This is a genomic window from Hymenobacter segetis, from assembly GCF_054776495.1.
The window spans coordinates 667948-685013 of sequence record NZ_BAAHBV010000003.1; the positions used below are offsets into that span (position 1 = coordinate 667948).

Below are 17066 nucleotides of genomic sequence, written 5' to 3' on the forward strand. Positions count from 1 at the left end.
TTTGATGTTCAACCTAATCTACCTTTGTCGCTATGCCCAACACGGTTCTGTACCTCGTACCCACGCCAATTGGCAATCTGGAAGATATTACCCTGCGAGCCATCCGCATTCTGGGGGAGGTGGGCACCGTGCTCTGTGAGGACACCCGCACCAGCGGCCGCCTCATGCAGCATCTGGGCATCAAGAAGCCGCTTCTCTCCTACCACCTGCACAACGAGCACCAGCAGGTACCACGTCTGCTGGAACGTCTGGAGAAGGGCGAAATCATGGCCCTAATTTCGGATGCCGGCACGCCGGGAATCTCCGACCCCGGGTTTCTGTTGGTGCGCGAGTGCCTGGCGCGGGGCTTGGGCGTGGAGTGCCTGCCGGGCGCTACCGCTTTCGTGCCGGCGCTGTTGAAATCAGGCTTTGGGGCCGAGCGGTTCACGTTTGAAGGTTTTTTGCCGGTGAAGAAAGGCCGGCAGACGCGCCTGCAACAGCTGGCTTCGGAAACCCGGACCATGATTTTTTACGAGTCGCCGCACCGCATTGTGAAGACGTTGGGCCAGTTGGCCGAGGTGCTCGGGCCGACGCGGCCGGCTTCGGTCAGTCGTGAGTTGACTAAATTGTTTGAAGAAACCGTGACCGGTACGCTGGCCAGCCTGGAGGCTGACTTCGCGGCCCGGCCCGCTATTAAAGGAGAAATTGTCGTTGTCGTCGAAGGAAACCTTGCCCCGCCCCCCCGCGAGCCCCGCCCCGGCCGCGAAGACCGTTACCGCCGCGCTGCCGACGATGACGATGACACCGACTACGAGGACTAGCCCGCTGCTCCAACAGCCGCTGGTGCTGGCCGTGCTCGGCGCGTTGCTGCTGAGCGGCGGCTGGGCCCCGTGGCCCACGGCCTGGCTGGCCCCGCTGCTGTTCATCGGCTGGGTGCCGTACCTGCTGATGGAGCGACAGCTCACGCTGACCGGTGCCCGCAAGGGCCGCGTGTTTGCCAGCACCTACCTCATGCTGGTGCTCTGGAACGCCCTCACTACCTGGTGGGTAAGCTACGCCGACCTGCCCGCCGGCATCGCCGCCGTGGTGCTCAATGCGCTGCTTATGTGCCTGCCGCTCATGGCCTTCCGCCAAACCAAAAAGCGGCTGGGCAACCGCTGGGGCTACCTCTCGCTGCCCATCTACTGGATTGCGTTCGAGCAATTGCACCTGCATTGGGACATCACCTGGCCCTGGCTCACGCTGGGCAACGGCTTCGCGGCTGCACCGCAATGGGTGCAGTGGTATGAGTACACGGGCTTCCTGGGCGGCTCGGTGTGGGTGTGGGTGGTGAATCTGCTGTTTTTTCAGGCGTTGCTGAAGCATTTGCCGGTGCTGGCTTTCCAGCCGGCAGACACTAGGTTTGATGAATTAAACCGCACTGAAACATTCCGCAAGTCGGCCTTTGAATGGCAGCCTTCGTTCGGCACGCCGCTTTTCTTCATTCTGCTGCCGCTGGCTTTGTCCTATCTGATGAGCGCGGCTTATAAGGAAAAAGGCCCCACGGCCGAAGTAGTGGTGGTGCAGCCCAACTTCGACCCCTACGTGGAGAAGTTCGAGGGCGGCCCCAAGTTCATTCCTTACGACGAGCAGCTCACGCGCCTGATGCAGCTTTCCGAGCAGCACCTCACGCCCAAAACGCGCCTCGTGCTCTGGCCCGAAACCGCGCTGGAGGAGCCCTACTGGGAAAACACTATCGAAACCAACCCCAAAATTCTTCGCGTGCGTGAGTGGCTGAGGCAGCACCCCGGCGTGGCGCTGCTCACGGGCATCACCACCCTCGGCTCCTACCCTAATAAGGAAGCAGCCAGCGAAACCGCCCGCTACCGCGATGACCTGGGCTACTACGATTTCTTCAACACCGGCGCTTTCTTCGCTAATGCCACCGCGCCGGTGGTTTTCTACCACAAGTCGCGCCTCGTGCCCGGCGTGGAGAAGATTCCACCCATGCTGGCCTCGCTCATTGCGCACATCGACCTGGGCGGAACCGTGGGCAGCGTGGGCAGCCAGCCCGAGCGCACCGTGTACCCGGCCCCGGCCAACGCGCCGGCCCTGCGCGTAGCCCCGGTCATCTGCTACGAATCCATCTACGGCGACTTCATCGGCGAATACGCCCACAACGGGGCCACGCTCCTGGGCCTCGTCACCAACGATGCCTGGTGGCACGACTCGCCCGGCTACCGCCAGCTGCTGAGCTACGGCCAGTTGCGCTGCATCGAAACCCGCCGCGACCTGGCCCGCTCCGCCAACACCGGCTTCACCGGCTTCATCAACCAGAAAGGTGAAATTACCCAGCGCGAAAAAGCCTGGATTCCGACTGCCAGCCGGGCTACCGTGCACCTCAATGACGAGGTGACGTTCTATGTGCGCTTTGGGGAACTGATTGGGCGCGGGGCGCAGGTGCTGGCGGTGCTGCTGCTGGTGGGGGCTATTGTGGTAGGTTGGATGCGTAAAAGCAGTACGGTTCAACAAGCGTAAGCACGATGTAGAGACGCAATATTTTGCGTCTCGTCGTTGAACGACAGGCCCCGCGCCGCCTCGTCATAATCGCTCCAGCTAAACAACATCAGCAACGACGAGACGCAAAATATTGCGTCTCTACATCGTTCAACTATCATTATGCCCCTCGATTTTACCCAACTCTCCCACGACCTCGCCGCCCTGTGCCGCACCACAGCCGAGTTCATCCGCGAGGAAGCCGCCACCTTCGACCGCGCCAAAATCGAGCACAAGGGCGTGCATGACCTCGTGAGCTACGTGGACCAGGAAACCGAGCGCCGCCTCGTGGCCGGCCTGCGCCAGCTGCTGCCCGAAGCCGGTTTTATCACCGAAGAAGGCACCGCCGGCCCCGACGCGCACACCGAGGAATTCGTCTGGATAATCGACCCGCTTGACGGCACCACCAATTTCGTGCACGGCCTGCCGGTGTATTGCATTAGCGTGGCGCTGACGCAGCACCGGGAGCTGGTGGTGGGCGTGGTACACGAGGTAGGTCGCGACGAAAGTTTCCGGGCCGTGCGTGGCGGCGGCGCGTTCTGCAACGACCAGCCCATCCGCGTCACCGATGTGGCCGAGTTGAATAGTTCGCTCATCGCCACCGGCTTTCCCTACAAGGACTTCGGCAAGATGGACGCTTTCCTGCAAATCCTCGGCGCATTTTTCACCCGTAGCCACGGCGTGCGCCGCCTGGGCTCCGCTGCGGCTGACCTGGCCTACGTGGCCGCCGGGCGCTGCGAGGGCTTCTTCGAATTCAACCTGAATTCCTACGATGTGGCGGCAGGCATCCTGCTAGTACGCGAAGCAGGCGGTCACGTCACCCAGTTTCTGACGGATGGCGACCCGCTATTTGGGCGCGAAATAGTGGCCAGCAACCAACTCATTCATGCCGAGATGCAGGCCACCATTGGCCAGTTCTGGCAGTAGCGCAAACTATTCTTTTTCATCCATAGTTTACCCACTATGCTCCTGCTTGCTATCACCTCCGTCGAAATCCAGTACCTGCTAATTGGCGCGCTGTTCATCGCGGCGGCGTTTTACGTGGGCCGCATTTTCTACCGGGCGTTTTTTAGCAAGACGGCGGCTGGCTGCGCTAAGGGCTGCGGCGGAGCCTGCGGGCAGCTCGATGTGGAGAGTCTGCAGCGCACCATTGAGGCGCGTGCGGCGGCCAAATAGAGCCGCCAGCCGATACATAGCACTTTCGCGTTTTTTTATACGCATTTGGTATAACCCGCCCCCGCCCCGGCTGCGTATAGCCCGAGCGGGGGCGGCTGGCATTTGTGCCGGCCCGGCCCGCTTCATCCTTACCCAAACACCCCACCGCCATGCAGGACAAAGAAGAAGAACGGTCACTTGTCAACGTTGAGAGCAAACTGACCAAGGACGGCTTCACCCAGGATTTCAACGTCGTGGATGGCCGCCTGCATACCATCGGCAGCGACTCCAACAAGACCTACGCGCCCGACGAAGTGACCATCGTGGATTTTTACCGCTTCGAGGGCGAAAGCGACCCCGATGATATGTCCGTCCTCTACGCCATTGAGGCCAACGACGGCACGAAAGGCACCATCGCCAATGCCTACGGCACCTATGCCGATTCCGACACCGACGACTTCCTCAAGCAGGTCGAAGACCTCGGCAAAAACCTGACGAAGAAAGATAAGTAAGACTCGCTCAGCGACACCAATCAGAACGTCATGCTGAGCGCAGTCGAAGCATCTCTACCGTAACAGTAATTATTTACTTACGTGGTAGAGATGCTTCGGCTGCGCTTAGCACGACGTTCTGTTTTTTGCTTGTTCTACTTTCCGCTTATCCCCACACCTTCGTGCCTTCCGAGCAGTTGCGGCACATCTCAATCTGGTCGCGGCCTTTGAGCAGGCTGCCGCGAAACTGCTGATACTTCGGGCCGCGCCAGAGCTGGCGGAAAGTCTCGGTTTTGAGGTCGCCCTGGCGGTATTCGGCATCTTTGTCGAAGCAGCATGGCACCACCAGCCCGTCCCAGGTGATGACACAGGAATGCCACATTTTCCAGCAGTGGTCGACCAGCTTGTTTTTCAGGCTCCAGGTATTGTCGCCGTTGTTCTGGTAGCGCGAGTAATAATCGATGGTCGGGATGAGCGGCGAGCCCTGCGCGTGGTCGTAAATCTGAGCGGTTTTGAACCACACATCATCCACGCCCAGCGCTTCGGCCAGTTGTTTGGCATCGTCAATCTGATGCTCATTGGGCCGCACCACCAGGAACTGGAAGATGATGCGCGGCGTGCTTGAATTCAGCTCTTTGCGCCATTTCACCACGTTGCGGGTGCCCTCCAATACCTTTTCCAGCTTGCCGCCCACGCGGTACTGCTGGTACACGTCCTGCGTGGTGCCATCGAGGGAGATGATGAGACGGTCGAGGCCGCTTTCTACCGTTTTGCGGGCGTTCTGGTCGTTGAGGTAGTGCGCGTTGGTGCTGGTGGCGGTGTAGATGCCTTTATCGGCCGCGTACTTCACCAATTCCAGAAACTGCGGGTGTAGGTACGGCTCGCCCTGGAAATAGAAAATCAGGTACCACAGCCGGTTCGCTACCTCATCAATCGTTTTCTTGAATAAATCACCCTGCAACATTCCCGTGGGCCGCGTGAAGGAGCGCAGGCCGCTGGGACACTCCGGGCAGCGCAGGTTGCAGCTGGTAGTGGGCTCGAAGCTGAGCGCCATGGGCAGGCCGCGCAACCGAGCCTTGCCCGTAATCTTGCTCAGAATGTAGGAGCCGATGATTTGCGTCGCATTCCAGACCCGCAACGGGGTGGCTTTCGACAAAACATTGAGGCTATCGGTGAGCACAGACATAGAAAGGAGTTAAAAAGCAGTAGCGCGAACTTTGTAGTTCGCGTCCCCGCACCGAAAGGAGTTTCAGTGGCGCGGAGACGCGAACTACAAAGTTCGCGCTACTTCGGTTGCGTTTGGTCGGACGCTTATTTCTTGGTGGCCGGGAAATCGATGGCGCTGGTATAGGTACTGGCCTTGCCGAACGACTGGTTGATTTCGTCTACGGCGGCGCGGCTGCTTAGGCGCTTGGGCTTGGTATTGAGGAAGGTACCATCCTCGCCCACCAGCATATAGGTGGGTACTTCCTGCAAAGCGTATTCCTTCGCCACCATCGAACGCAGGCCGCCGCCGGGAATGCGAACCTGCACGCCAGGCAGTTTTTTCACCGTCACCAGCTGTTTCCAGGCCTGCTCATTCTCATCGAGGGCAATGTTGATGAAGGTGATGTTCTTGCCCTCAAACTTGCGCATTAGTTCCTGGGCATACGCTAGGTCGCGCAGACACAAGCCGTTGGTGCTTTTCCAAAAGTTGAGGTACACCAGCTTGCCGGCGAAGTCGTGCAGGTGCACCGTATCGCCGGTGGCGCTGGGCAGCTTGAAATCGGGAGCTGGTGCACCGATGGCGAAATCCTTGTGCAGGTTGAAATCGGTTTGCAGCGTGGGGTAATACTGGTTTTTGGGGTCGTAGTTGCGGAAATCGGCCAGCATGGCGGCCGACTGCTTCACGTGCCCAAACCGGAACGACTCCTGCAACACGCGGCCCAGAATAATGGCCCGCGACGGGCCGGTGAGCTTCTTGCTGGCCAGCGCGTAGCAGGCTGGGTAAAAGTCGGGGTCGGAACGCTGGTGGTGGTCCTGCGCCACGGTGAAGTGCACGTAGTTGAGCAGGAACTCGTGGTACAGCTCGCTCTGCACGGCGTTGGGCTCGTTGAGCAGGCCCGGCTCGCGCAGGAAGTTGTAGTAGTCGGGGGCCATTTTCAGGCGGCCCTCGGTGTTCACCACCTGCTCGCGCAGGTCCTGGAAAGTCAGCTTGTCGTTGGCGTAGGCGTACACCACTTCGGCGTGGGCGTAGTTGTAGAACTCCTGCGTGAAGGACTGCTTGGCGGCGTGGTCTTCCAGAAACTCGTATTCGTGCTTGCGGCGGTACTCCAGAAAGGACAGGAACGGCGCTTCGTAGAGCTGAATGTTATCGGGCAGCACCTGAAAACCATCGTTTTCCACGAACTGTGCATCCGCTTCTACCAAGTAGTTGTTGGCATTGGCAGCCTGCTGGCGGTGGCGCTGCTCCTCGGTCAGGTTCGAGCGGTTGCGCAGCTTGGTGGCAAAGCCGGAGGGCACGTCGTTGGGCTTGAAGCGGAGCGTGCCCGACATGTCGCTGCCCTTGAAGCGCACGTCCATATCGGTGCCGGGGTCCAGAAACAGCGGGGCCACGTCGTCGCCGTACACGAGGTCGGCCTTGGTGGCACTGCTCACGGGCACTACCACTTTAAAATCGCCCTTGTCGTTGAGCGGCACCCGGAACAGCTTTTCCTTCGGGTCGAGTGGGTTTTCGCGTAGCGAAATCGCAACGGAATCAGTGGTAGGCCCACTCACCCGGCCGGTGAGGGTGGCCGTACCCGCCGAAGAAGCCGCCGCGACCGAAGCCGTTTTGGCGGCGGCACCCACCACCGTGGTCCGGCCCTGAGCGTGCCCCAGCAACGGGGCCAGAACCAGAGCTGCCCCAACCAACCGGCGCGTGCAAGTGACAAAAGATAATATCATGACAATAGAAACCAGCCCCAGACCGTTGAAACAGCCACAGCAGCTAACTGGACAATGGATAGAACTGACGGCATTTATCAGGCCATTCGCGGTAAAAGCCTATCAGCAATCCGAAGATAAGGCTTTTTCGTTTATAAAATCCAAATCAAAATTCCGGCCTTTTGCGGCTGGCCTGGTGAGGTATGCCCGGCCCACCGCAAACCCTTGCGACCATCGGCTGATAATCAAGCTGCTTTTCCTTACCCGAATAAGCCGTTCAGCACTTCATCGAGCCGGCTCACGGCGTGTACTTTCAAGCCAAATCGGGCTAAGTCCAATCCTTTGCCGTTAAACTGAGAAACGTACATTTCCTGAAAACCCAGCTTTTCGGCTTCGGCCAGGCGCTGGTCGAGGCGGCTCACGGCGCGGATTTCGCCGCTCAGTCCTACTTCGGCCGCCAGGCACACGTTGCCGGGAATGGGCAGGTCGTTGAGCGAGGAAACCACGGCGGCGCACACGGCCATATCCAGCGCTGGGTCATCCAAGCGCAGGCCGCCGGCGATGTTCAGGAACACGTCGTGCTGGCCCAAGCGCAGGCCGGCGCGCTTTTCCAGCACGGCCAGCAGCATTTGCAGGCGCTTGGCATCGAAGCCGGTGCTGCTACGCTGCGGCGTGCCGTAGGACGTGGGCGATACCAGGGCCTGCACTTCCACCAGCAGCGGGCGGTTGCCCTCCAGCGTGGCCCCGATAGCCATGCCGCTCAGGCTCTCGCCGCGCTGCGAAAGCAGGATTTCCGACGGATTGCTCACCTGGCGCAGGCCATCGCCCTGCATCTCATAAATCCCTAATTCTGAAGTACTGCCGAAACGGTTTTTGGTGGTGCGCAGGATGCGGTAGCTCATGTGCCGGTCACCCTCAAACTGAAGGACCGTGTCCACCATGTGCTCCAGGATTTTGGGGCCGGCGATGCTGCCGTCCTTCGTGATGTGGCCGATGAGCATGACCGGCGTGCTGGTTTCCTTGGCGAATTTCAGGAACTCGGCAGTGCACTCGCGCACCTGGCTCACGCTACCCGCGCCGCTTTCCACCAGCGTGGAGTGCATGGTCTGGATGGAGTCGATGACTAGAATGTTGGGCTGCACCTGATCAATCTGGCGGAAGATGTTCTGGGTATTGGTCTCCGTGAGGATGTAGCAGCCGGGGTGCTGGCCGTCGGCCATGCGCTCGGCCCGCATTTTTATCTGGGCTTCGCTCTCTTCGCCGCTCACGTAGAGCACCTTCATTTTGCGCAGGCTGAGGGCAATCTGGAGCATAAGCGTGCTTTTGCCGATGCCCGGCTCACCGCCGATGAGGATGATGGAGCCCGGCACGATGCCGCCGCCGAGCACGCGGTTCAGCTCGCCGTCGGGGGTGATGATGCGGGGCTCGTCTTCGGCCAGGATGTCACCGAGCGGGACGGACTTGGCGGCTTTGGTGAGGTTGCCGCCGGGCACGGTGCTAGCGGGCTTCCACTGGCCGGTGGTGGTGGCCACGGTTTCCTTCTGGATGACTTCTTCAACGTAGGTGTTCCACTCGCCGCACACGGGGCAGCGGCCTATCCATTTCGAAGATTGAGCGCCACAGGACTGGCAGAAATAGACGGTTCTGGCTTTGGCCATAGGGGGTAGATTTCGGGGGGCTAATGGGGAATAGGAATAAGGCCTATTTGCCCGGAAAAGTTGCTTTACTGATGGGTTTGCGCGGGGCTATTTGCCCGTGGCAAAATGCGCTTTGTATTCCTGCACCAGCTGTGGCATGTTCTTATAGCCGGCATCGGGGGCCTGCTGCCGGACGCGGGCGGCCAGTTCGGGGTAGTCGGCAAAGGCGGTGGCCATCAGGGTGGCGAAGGCTTTGCCGGAGCGCGGCACTTCCTCAATAATGCCGCCGGCCGGCTGCACGTACCAGAAGTATTTATCGTGCGAGCCCACCGGGATGAATACCGGAACAATCAGCGGAATGGGGATGTACATGTTGGCTTTAGTGATGGAGTAGCCGTAGGTTTTGGTGCTGCCGCCCGGCGTCATGTTTTCGGCCAGCATGCCCAGGGGCTTGCCGTTTTTGGTGAGGGCGTCCAGGGTGTGGCCTTCCACGGTCATGGTTTGAATGCGCTCCACGGCCATCTCCTTCACGCGCGGGGGCGGCAGTTGGTTGGGCGGCTGCTCGTAGCACTCAACCTTGTCGTGCATGAACAGGTCGTAGCTAGTTACGTAGCCGCGCACCTGCTTGCCACTGACCATCGTAAAGACCACCGGCGAGTACGTAATAGGTGCATTGCGGGCGGCGCGGAGCGAGTCGACGCGGGTGGCTTTACGCACCGGTTGTTGGGCGTGGGCAGTTGGTGCTAAGCTGCCGGCCAGTAACCCGACAGTAAATAGCCGCGAGAGTTTTTGCAGAAGTTCTGTCATTGAAATTGCTTGTTCTAAAGCCCACATACAGCGCGGCTACCACTTAAGGAATGGGCGAAAGTACGCTCGCGCCTGCGCTAACCCGCATCAACTTTCTGCCCCGCCCGGGGTTATGCAAACATGGCTATTTCTGCTACTCTCAACCCCGCCGACCTCTCCCCCATCACTGCCTTCGCCGGCCTGCCCGCCGATACCCTGGCTTGGCTGCTGGCCCACGGCGAGGCTCGCGCCTACGCGCCCAATGAAGTCATCATCGAAGCCGGCTCGCCCGCCGATTTTATGATGGCCGTGCTGCGCGGCGGCATCCAGTTCTACGCCGGGCAGGGCGGGCCGCACACGCCGATATTCCGCGTCGAGACTGGCCAGGTATCGGGCGTGCTGCCCTATTCCCGGCTGCGCGAAGTAAAAAACCAAGGCACCGCCACCGGCGAAACCTTGCTGTTTCTGCTGCACCGCGAGCATTTTCCGGCCTTGGAACAGGCCAGCCCAGAGCTGGTGCAACGCCTCGTCGGCATCATGAATGACCGCAGCCGCGACCAAGTGCGGTTTCAGGAGCGCGACGACAAGCTGCGCGCCTTGGGCAAGCTCTCGGCCGGCCTGGCCCACGAGTTGAACAACCCCGCTGCCGCCATTGCCCGCGCCGCCCAGGCCCTGGCCAACCGCGTGGGGGCCAAGCCCGCGCTGTTTGTGGAGCTGGTGAGCCACTGCCCCTCGCCCGAAGCCATGCGGGCCCTCACTGCCCTGGCCGTGCCCAGCGCCGAGGCCCAGCCCCCGCAAAGCGCCCTGGCCCGCGCCGACCGCGAAGACGAGCTGGCCGACTGGCTCGCCGCCCACGCTGTGCCCAACGGTTACCACCTCGCCCCCGCCCTACTCGAAGCCGGCGTGACGCCCGACGCCCTAGCCACCGTGGCCGACTTGCTGCCGCCCGCCGCCCGCCCGGCCGCTTTTGCCTGGCTTGAAGGCCAGCTCACCACCATGCAGCTGGTGCACGATGTGCAGGAAGCCGGCGGCCGCATCAGCAAGTTGGTGGCCGATGTAAAAACCTACTCGCACATGGACCGCGCCAGCGGCTTCGAGTCGCTGGATGTGACCGTTGGACTGGAAAGCACGCTCAACATGCTGGGCTTCCAGCTGCGGCAGAAGAACGTGCGGGTGGTTCGCGATTTCGCGCTCAGCCTGCCGCCCATTCGCGGGCAGGTGAGCAGCCTCAACCAGGTGTGGACCAACCTGCTTGATAACGCTATTGACGCGCTACCTGCGCAGGGCGGCGAAATTACCCTGCGCACCCAGCGGGAAGGCGGCTTCGTGCGCGTATTTTTGATTGACAACGGCACCGGCATCCCGGCCGACGTGCTGCCGCACATCTTCGAGCCCTTCTTCACCACCAAGCAGGCCGGCGACGGCTCCGGGCTGGGCCTCGATATCGCGCAGCAGATTATCCGGCAGCACGATGGGCGGCTGGAAGTCCACTCGGAACCCGGCCGCACTGAATTCTGTGCCTGGCTGCCGGTTGCTAATTAATTCAGCCCAATCATCATGCCCGACAAAAAACCCATCATCCTCGCCGTTGATGACGACCCGCAGGTACTGGCCGCCATTGCCCGCGACCTGCGCCAGGAGTTCAGCGAGGACTACCGCATTCTGCGCGTGAATTCCGGCCCTGAGGCACTCACGACCATCAAGGAGCTGCACGAAAAGGAGGAGCCGCTGGCCCTCATCGTGGCCGACCAGCGCATGCCCGAGCTGGAAGGCGTGGAGCTGCTTACGGCCTCGCGCGAGTTTTTTCCGGATGCCAAGCGCGTGCTGCTCACGGCCTACGCCGACACCGAGGCCGCTGTGCGCGCCATCAATTCGGCCCGACTTGACCATTACCTGATGAAGCCCTGGGACCCGCCCGAAAACCTGCTTTATCCGATTCTGCACGATTTGCTCACGGCGTGGCAGGTCACGCATAAGCCCAAGTTTGGCGGCATCCGGCTCATTGGTTTTCAATGGTCGCCGCTCTCGCACGAGCTTAAGGATTTCCTGAGCGGCTACATGGTGGGCTACCAGTGGCTCGACTACGAAACCAACCCCGAAGCCCAAGAGCTGGTGAAAGCGCGAGGCTTCACCACCGCCGACTTGCCGCTGATTATCTGCGCCGATGGCAAGGCCGTAGCCAACCCCACCAAAGCCGCCCTAGCCGAACACCTCAACATTGCCAACCAGCCCCTGCAGGCCATGTACGACGTGGTGGTAGTTGGCGCCGGGCCTTCCGGGCTGGCCGCCGCCGTGTACGGGGCCAGCGAAGGCCTCAAAACCCTCATCATCGAGCGCCAGACGCCCGGCGGGCAGGCCGGCACCAGCTCCCGCATCGAAAATTACCTGGGCTTCCCCACCGGCCTGAGTGGGGCCGAGCTGGCCTTCCGCGCCTGGACGCAAGCCGTGCGCCTCGGGGCTGAGTTCCTGGCCCCGCAGGAGGTGGCCGACCTCTGCATTCAGGACGGCTACAAAGTCCTGACCCTGAGCGACGGCCGCGAAATAAACACCAAAGCCGTGGTCCTCACCACCGGCGTGAGCTACCGCACCCTCGATGTGCCGGGCATGGAGCGCCTGAGTGGCGCGGGCGTGTACTACGGCGCGGCCCGCACCGAAGCCCGCAGTTGCGACGAGCAGGACGTGTACATCGTGGGCGGCGGCAACTCGGCCGGGCAGGCGGCCATGTACCTGGCCACCTACGCCCGCAAAGTATTCATCGTTATTCGCGGAGCCGATTTGGCCGCCAGCATGTCAGCCTATCTCATTGAGCAGATTCGCACTACGCCCAACATCGAGCTACTGCCGCATTCCCAAATAAAGGAAGTATGCGGCCAAGACCACCTCGAAGCCGTGATGGTGGACGTGAACGGCACCGTCGAAAAGCGGCCCGCGCGCGCCCTCTTCGTCTTCATAGGGGCCAAACCCAGCACCGAGTGGATATGCGACCAGGTGCTGTGCGACGGCAAAGGCTTCCTCCTCACCGGCCGCGACCTTGTAACCGACCCGCGCTACGCCGAAGTGTGGAAAAAAGACCGGGAGCCTTATCTACTGGAAACCTGTGTGCCAGGCATCTTCGCGGCCGGCGACAGCCGCGCCGGGGCTATGGCCCGCGTGGCCTCGGCCGTGGGCGAGGGCAGCATGGCCATCAAGTTCGTGCACCAGTATCTGGACGAGTAATACGTCCTGACCTTAAGATGCAAAAAGCCCCGAAACCATATGGCTTCGGGGCTTTTTGCATCTTATAAAATTGGTTGCTTGTGAGGGCTCCGTTGCGCTTCACTCGCAATGACCAGTGGCTTAAGCTTCCAGCATCAACTGGTCGGGCAGATTCATCAGGTAATCGCCGTAGCCGCTTTTGCGCAGCGGCGCAGCAATGGCGCGGAGCTGGTCGGCATCAATAAAACCCTGACGGTAAGCGACTTCTTCAATTGAGCCTACTTTCAGGCCCTGGCGCTGCTCAATCACTTTCACGAACTCGCCGGCCTGCATCAGGCTTTCGAACGTGCCGGTATCGAGCCAGGCCGTGCCCCGGCCGAGGATACCCACTTTCAGCGTGCCGCGCCGTAAGTATTCCTTGTTCACGTCGGTAATCTCGTACTCGCCGCGCGGGCTAATTTCCAGATTTTTGGCAATTTCCACCACGTCGTTGTCGTAGAAATACAGGCCGGGCACAGCGTAGTTGCTCTTGGGCTTGGTTGGCTTTTCCTCGATGCTGAGGGCTTTCTTATCGGCATCGAATTCCACTACGCCGTAGCGCTCGGGGTCGTGCACGTGATAGGCGAACACCACGCCACCCTTCGGGTCATTGTTCGATTTCAGCAGCTCTTCCAGGCCGGCGCCGTAGAAAATATTGTCGCCGAGCACCAGTGCCACACTATCAGTACCGATAAAATCAGCCCCCAGCACGAAGGCCTGAGCCAAGCCGTTGGGCACTTCCTGCACCACGTACTGGAAATCGCAGCCCAGGCTTTTGCCGTCACCGAGCAGCTTCTTGAACTGCTCCTGGTCGTGGGGCGTGGTGATAATCAGCACTTCCCGAATGCCCGCCGACAGCAGAATCGACAGCGGATAGTAAATCATCGGCTTGTCGTATACGGGCATGAGCTGCTTCGATACGGCCAGCGTGAGCGGGTGCAGGCGGGTGCCGGAGCCGCCGGCGAGGATAATTCCTTTCATGGGTGAGAATTGTAGCCTGGACTCTGCGAGTCCGGGCGTTGGAGAATCTGGACTAACGCCCGGACTCGCAGAGTCCAGGCTACAACTTAATTACGTTCGGCAATAAACGCTTGGTTGGCCTTGAACCAATCCAGTGTCTTCTTCAAGCCCTCACGGATGCGTACCTGCGGCTGGTAGCCCAGTAGGCGGTTGGCCTTCGAGATATCGGCCAAGGAATCGCGGATATCCCCGGCGCGGTCCGGCCCAAACGTGGGAGCCAGGTCCGAGCCCGCTTCCTCACGCAGGATGTCGTACATCTGCACCAGCGAAGTGCGGTCGCCCACGGCGATGTTATACACTTGGCCCAGGGCCTCGGGGTTCGTCACCAAAGCGGCGCGGATATTGGCTTCCACGCAGTTCTCCACAAAGGTGAAGTCGCGGGTCTGGCCGCCGTCGCCATTCAGCGTGGGGGGCGTGTTTTGCAGAATAGCGTCGATGAACAGCGGAATTACGGCCGCGTAAGCTCCGCCTGGGTCCTGGCGGGGGCCGAAGATGTTGAAATAGCGCAAGCCAATGATTTCCATACCGTAGGTTTTGGCAAACACATCGGCATACAGCTCGTTGGCATACTTCGTCACGGCGTAAGGCGAAAGCGGCTTGCCAATGCGGTCTTCCACCTTGGGCAGGCCAGGGTGGTCGCCATAAGTTGAGGACGAAGCGGCGTACACAAAACGCTTCACGCCCGCGTCCTTGGCAGCGGTCAGCATCTGCACGAAGCCGCCCACGTTCACGTCATTCGTCAGCACCGGGTCTTTGATGGAGCGCGGCACCGAGCCGAGGGCGGCTTCGTGCAGCACTACGTCCACGCCTTCGCAGGCGGCGGCGCAGGTAGCCGCGTCGCGGATGTCGCCCTCAATGATTTCCAGGCGGGAATCGCCCGAAAACAGCGCCAGGTTCTTGCGGAAGCCATTGGAATAGTTGTCCAGCGTCCGCACTTTTTTCACGCCGTACTTCAGCAGATACTCCACGATGTTGGAGCCGATGAAGCCCGCGCCGCCGGTAACGAGAAAGGTCAGATTATCGAGCGGCTGCTCGTGAAAGGGGTTTTCGTACACGATATTGAATTATGAGTTTTGAATTATGAATTATGAGTTATCAGAACCGCCAGCCGCTTTGGGATGGCCAATTCATAACTCATAATTCATAATTCATAATTAAAACCTAGCGCCCCGCGTACTGCTTCTGATTGTAGTCCTGGTATGCGCCGCTCGTTACGCTGTTGAGCCACTCTTCGTTGGCGAGGTACCAGTCCACGGTCTGAGCCAAGCCCTGCTCGAAGGTCACGGAGGGCTTCCAGCCCAGCTCGTTCATGATTTTGCTGGAGTCGATGGCGTAGCGCATGTCGTGGCCGGCGCGGTCGGTCACAAACTTGATGAGCTTGCGCGAGGTGCCCTGCGCTTGGCCGGTTTTCTCGTCCACCACGTCGCAGAGCAACTCGATGAGCTTGAGGTTCTGCCACTCGTTCACGCCGCCGATGTTGTAGGTATCGCCGTTTTTGCCCTTGTGGAACACCGCGTCGATGGCTGTGGCGTGGTCTTTAACAAACAGCCAGTCGCGCACGTTTTCGCCTTTTCCATACACGGGCACCGGCTGGCCGGTGCGCAGGCGGTGAATGGCCAGCGGAATGAGCTTCTCGGGGAAGTGGTTGGGGCCGTAGTTGTTCGAGCAGTTGCTCAGCTTGATGGGCATACCATACGTGTGGTGCCAAGCACGCACAAAGTGGTCGGAGCTGGCTTTCGAGGCCGAGTAAGGCGAGCGGGGGTCGTAAGCCGTTTCCTCCGTAAACATCTCGGGGCCGAAGTCCAGCGAGCCGTACACTTCATCGGTGCTCACGTGGTAGAACACGTGGCCGTCGTAGCCGCCGGGCTGCCACAGGTGGCGGGCCGCGTTCAGCAGATTTACCGTGCCGATGACGTTGGTTTTCACGAAAGCCATCGGGTCGGTGATGCTGCGGTCCACGTGCGACTCGGCTGCGAGGTGAATCACGGCATCGGGCTCCTCGTTGGCAAATAGCTGGTCGATAAAGTTCTGGTCGGCGATGTCGCCCTTGATGAACTTGTAGTTCGAAGCATTCTCAATATCGCGCAGGTTCTCCAGGTTGCCGGCGTAGGTCAGTGCGTCAAGGTTGAGAATCTGGTGCTCGGGGTACTTCGTAACGAAGAGCCGAACGACGTGAGAGCCAATGAAACCGGCACCGCCAGTGATGAGGATTTTCATAGTTTTAATCGTTTGCCACGCTGCACGCAGCCTGACGTTTTAGTTACTTTTTATTAGCCAATGTTTGCTGCCACTTCCAGGAGCTGGCCAGCGAGTCGGCCAGGGAAGTTTCGGTTTTGAAGCCCAGTACTTCCGCGGCCTTGGTGGCATCGGCATAAATGGCCGGCACATCGCCGGGGCGGCGCGGGCCGATGCTGTAATTCAGCTTCTGGCCACTGGCCTGCTCGAAGGCATGCACCACTTCCAGCACCGAATTGCCACGGCCGGTACCCACGTTAAACGTTTCAACAGCGTCGCTGGCTTTGCGGTCCAGCAGGCGCTGCACGGCCACGATGTGCGCCTTGGCCAAGTCTACCACATGAATGTAGTCGCGCACGTTGGTCCCGTCAGGCGTGTCGTAATCGTTGCCGTAGATGGTCAGCTTTTCGCGGATTCCAGCCGCCGTTTGCGTAATAAATGGCACCAGGTTGTTGGGCACGCCCAGGGGCAATTCGCCGATTTTGGCCGACTCGTGCGCCCCAATCGGGTTGAAGTAGCGCAGCAGAATGGTATGCAGCTTATTGGTCGGGGCGGCCGAAACATCATGCACGATTTCTTCGCACATCTGCTTGGTGCGGCCATAGGGCGACGAGGCCGGCTTGGTGGGCGTGGCTTCCGTCACGGGCAGGGCATCGGGAATGCCATATACGGTGCACGACGACGAAAACACCAGGTTTTCAACCCCAAAATCGGGCATCACAGCCAGCAAAGTCAGCAGCGAGCCCACGTTGTTCTGGAAGTAAGCCAACGGCTTGGCTACCGATTCGCCCACCGCTTTGAAAGCGGCGAAGTGAATGACTCCTTTGATATCCTTCTCGGCTTCAAATACGCCGCGCAGGGCTGCTTCATCGCCGCAGTCGATGCGGTACACCGGCACTTTCGCGCCCAGAATTGACTCGATGCCCTCCAGCGCCGATTCCTGCGAATTGCTGAAATTATCCACGATGATAGGCTGATAACCAGCATTTTTCAGCTCAACAACCGTGTGCGAACCAATGTAGCCGGCGCCGCCGGTGACTAGAATCTTATTCATGTAAGTGAGTAAATGAGTAAGTGAGTAAATGGGTGA

15 protein-coding genes are annotated in these 17066 nt (G+C 60.2%); 7 read left to right on the forward strand and 8 right to left on the reverse strand.

Annotated elements, in window-relative coordinates; genetic code table 11:
- Nucleotides 1–32: 32 nt before the first annotated feature.
- The 5 genes from rsmI to ACYU70_RS19675 all read left to right on the forward strand — a co-directional run bounded on the left by rsmI (nt 33) and on the right by ACYU70_RS19675 (nt 4181).
- Nucleotides 33–800 (forward strand): 16S rRNA (cytidine(1402)-2'-O)-methyltransferase, encoded by a 768-nt coding sequence (gene rsmI / locus ACYU70_RS19655; RefSeq protein ID WP_342300752.1) that lies wholly within the window; start codon nt 33–35, stop codon nt 798–800.
- Complete coding sequence (lnt, locus tag ACYU70_RS19660) at nt 778–2496, forward strand: apolipoprotein N-acyltransferase (protein ID WP_460616083.1); 1719 nt, start codon at nt 778–780, stop codon at nt 2494–2496. Before rsmI ends, lnt begins: the two co-directional genes overlap by 23 nt.
- 141 nt (nt 2497–2637) lie before the next feature.
- Entirely contained in the window at nt 2638–3441 is an 804-nt protein-coding gene (locus ACYU70_RS19665) for an inositol monophosphatase family protein (protein WP_342301263.1), read from the forward strand.
- A gap of 36 nt (nt 3442–3477) precedes the next feature.
- On the forward strand, nt 3478–3690 hold the full coding sequence (locus ACYU70_RS19670; RefSeq protein ID WP_342301240.1) for a hypothetical protein: 213 nt from the start codon (nt 3478–3480) through the stop codon (nt 3688–3690).
- A 149-nt stretch (nt 3691–3839) separates the two neighbouring features.
- A complete protein-coding gene (locus tag ACYU70_RS19675; protein WP_342301241.1) occupies nt 3840–4181 on the forward strand; it encodes a hypothetical protein in 342 nt (113 codons plus the stop codon).
- A gap of 145 nt (nt 4182–4326) precedes the next feature.
- Here ACYU70_RS19675 and ACYU70_RS19680 read toward each other — a convergent pair whose 3' ends face one another.
- The 4 genes from ACYU70_RS19680 to ACYU70_RS19695 form a co-directional block, all read right to left on the reverse strand.
- Nucleotides 4327–5346, reverse strand: a complete 1020-nt coding sequence (locus tag ACYU70_RS19680) for an SPASM domain-containing protein (RefSeq protein ID WP_342301245.1) — start codon at nt 5344–5346, stop codon at nt 4327–4329.
- Between the two features lie 125 nt (nt 5347–5471).
- Nucleotides 5472–7085: a TlpA family protein disulfide reductase gene (locus ACYU70_RS19685; protein WP_342301246.1), complete on the reverse strand. Its 1614-nt coding sequence runs from the start codon at nt 7083–7085 to the stop codon at nt 5472–5474.
- Between the two features lie 239 nt (nt 7086–7324).
- Entirely contained in the window at nt 7325–8722 is a 1398-nt protein-coding gene (gene radA / locus ACYU70_RS19690) for a DNA repair protein RadA (protein WP_342301247.1), read from the reverse strand.
- Nucleotides 8723–8809: 87 nt separating this feature from the next.
- Nucleotides 8810–9418, reverse strand: coding sequence for a hypothetical protein (locus tag ACYU70_RS19695; protein WP_342301249.1), 609 nt, complete (start codon nt 9416–9418; stop codon nt 8810–8812).
- Nucleotides 9419–9628: 210 nt separating this feature from the next.
- On the opposite strand from ACYU70_RS19695, the gene ACYU70_RS19700 reads away from it, so the two are divergent.
- Entirely contained in the window at nt 9629–11029 is a 1401-nt protein-coding gene (locus ACYU70_RS19700; RefSeq protein WP_342301250.1) for a sensor histidine kinase, read from the forward strand.
- A gap of 15 nt (nt 11030–11044) precedes the next feature.
- Nucleotides 11045–12703, forward strand: coding sequence for an NAD(P)/FAD-dependent oxidoreductase (locus ACYU70_RS19705; RefSeq protein WP_342301252.1), 1659 nt, complete (start codon nt 11045–11047; stop codon nt 12701–12703).
- A gap of 120 nt (nt 12704–12823) precedes the next feature.
- Here ACYU70_RS19705 and rfbA read toward each other — a convergent pair whose 3' ends face one another.
- The 4 genes from rfbA to galE form a co-directional block, all read right to left on the reverse strand.
- On the reverse strand, nt 12824–13702 hold the full coding sequence (rfbA, locus tag ACYU70_RS19710) for a glucose-1-phosphate thymidylyltransferase RfbA (protein ID WP_342301253.1): 879 nt from the start codon (nt 13700–13702) through the stop codon (nt 12824–12826).
- An 86-nt stretch (nt 13703–13788) separates the two neighbouring features.
- Nucleotides 13789–14796, reverse strand: a complete 1008-nt coding sequence (locus tag ACYU70_RS19715; RefSeq protein WP_342301255.1) for an SDR family oxidoreductase — start codon at nt 14794–14796, stop codon at nt 13789–13791.
- A gap of 106 nt (nt 14797–14902) precedes the next feature.
- On the reverse strand, nt 14903–15958 hold the full coding sequence (gene rfbB / locus ACYU70_RS19720; RefSeq protein ID WP_342301257.1) for a dTDP-glucose 4,6-dehydratase: 1056 nt from the start codon (nt 15956–15958) through the stop codon (nt 14903–14905).
- Between the two features lie 43 nt (nt 15959–16001).
- Complete coding sequence (gene galE / locus ACYU70_RS19725) at nt 16002–17030, reverse strand: UDP-glucose 4-epimerase GalE (RefSeq protein WP_342301258.1); 1029 nt, start codon at nt 17028–17030, stop codon at nt 16002–16004.
- Nucleotides 17031–17066 lie beyond the last annotated feature (36 nt).

What these genes read in the sequence shown, in the direction of transcription:
- rsmI (WP_342300752.1), top strand. Translation starts at nt 33, where the DNA reads ATGCCCAACACGGTTCTGTACCTCGTACCCACGCCAATTGGCAATCTG.
- lnt (WP_460616083.1), top strand. Translation starts at nt 778, where the DNA reads ATGACACCGACTACGAGGACTAGCCCGCTGCTCCAACAGCCGCTGGTG.
- ACYU70_RS19665 (WP_342301263.1), top strand. Translation starts at nt 2,638, where the DNA reads ATGCCCCTCGATTTTACCCAACTCTCCCACGACCTCGCCGCCCTGTGC.
- ACYU70_RS19670 (WP_342301240.1), top strand. Translation starts at nt 3,478, where the DNA reads ATGCTCCTGCTTGCTATCACCTCCGTCGAAATCCAGTACCTGCTAATT.
- ACYU70_RS19675 (WP_342301241.1), top strand. Translation starts at nt 3,840, where the DNA reads ATGCAGGACAAAGAAGAAGAACGGTCACTTGTCAACGTTGAGAGCAAA.
- ACYU70_RS19680 (WP_342301245.1), bottom strand. Translation starts at nt 5,346, where the DNA reads ATGTCTGTGCTCACCGATAGCCTCAATGTTTTGTCGAAAGCCACCCCG.
- ACYU70_RS19685 (WP_342301246.1), bottom strand. Translation starts at nt 7,085, where the DNA reads ATGATATTATCTTTTGTCACTTGCACGCGCCGGTTGGTTGGGGCAGCT.
- radA (WP_342301247.1), bottom strand. Translation starts at nt 8,722, where the DNA reads ATGGCCAAAGCCAGAACCGTCTATTTCTGCCAGTCCTGTGGCGCTCAA.
- ACYU70_RS19700 (WP_342301250.1), top strand. Translation starts at nt 9,629, where the DNA reads ATGGCTATTTCTGCTACTCTCAACCCCGCCGACCTCTCCCCCATCACT.
- ACYU70_RS19705 (WP_342301252.1), top strand. Translation starts at nt 11,045, where the DNA reads ATGCCCGACAAAAAACCCATCATCCTCGCCGTTGATGACGACCCGCAG.
- rfbA (WP_342301253.1), bottom strand. Translation starts at nt 13,702, where the DNA reads ATGAAAGGAATTATCCTCGCCGGCGGCTCCGGCACCCGCCTGCACCCG.
- rfbB (WP_342301257.1), bottom strand. Translation starts at nt 15,958, where the DNA reads ATGAAAATCCTCATCACTGGCGGTGCCGGTTTCATTGGCTCTCACGTC.
- galE (WP_342301258.1), bottom strand. Translation starts at nt 17,030, where the DNA reads ATGAATAAGATTCTAGTCACCGGCGGCGCCGGCTACATTGGTTCGCAC.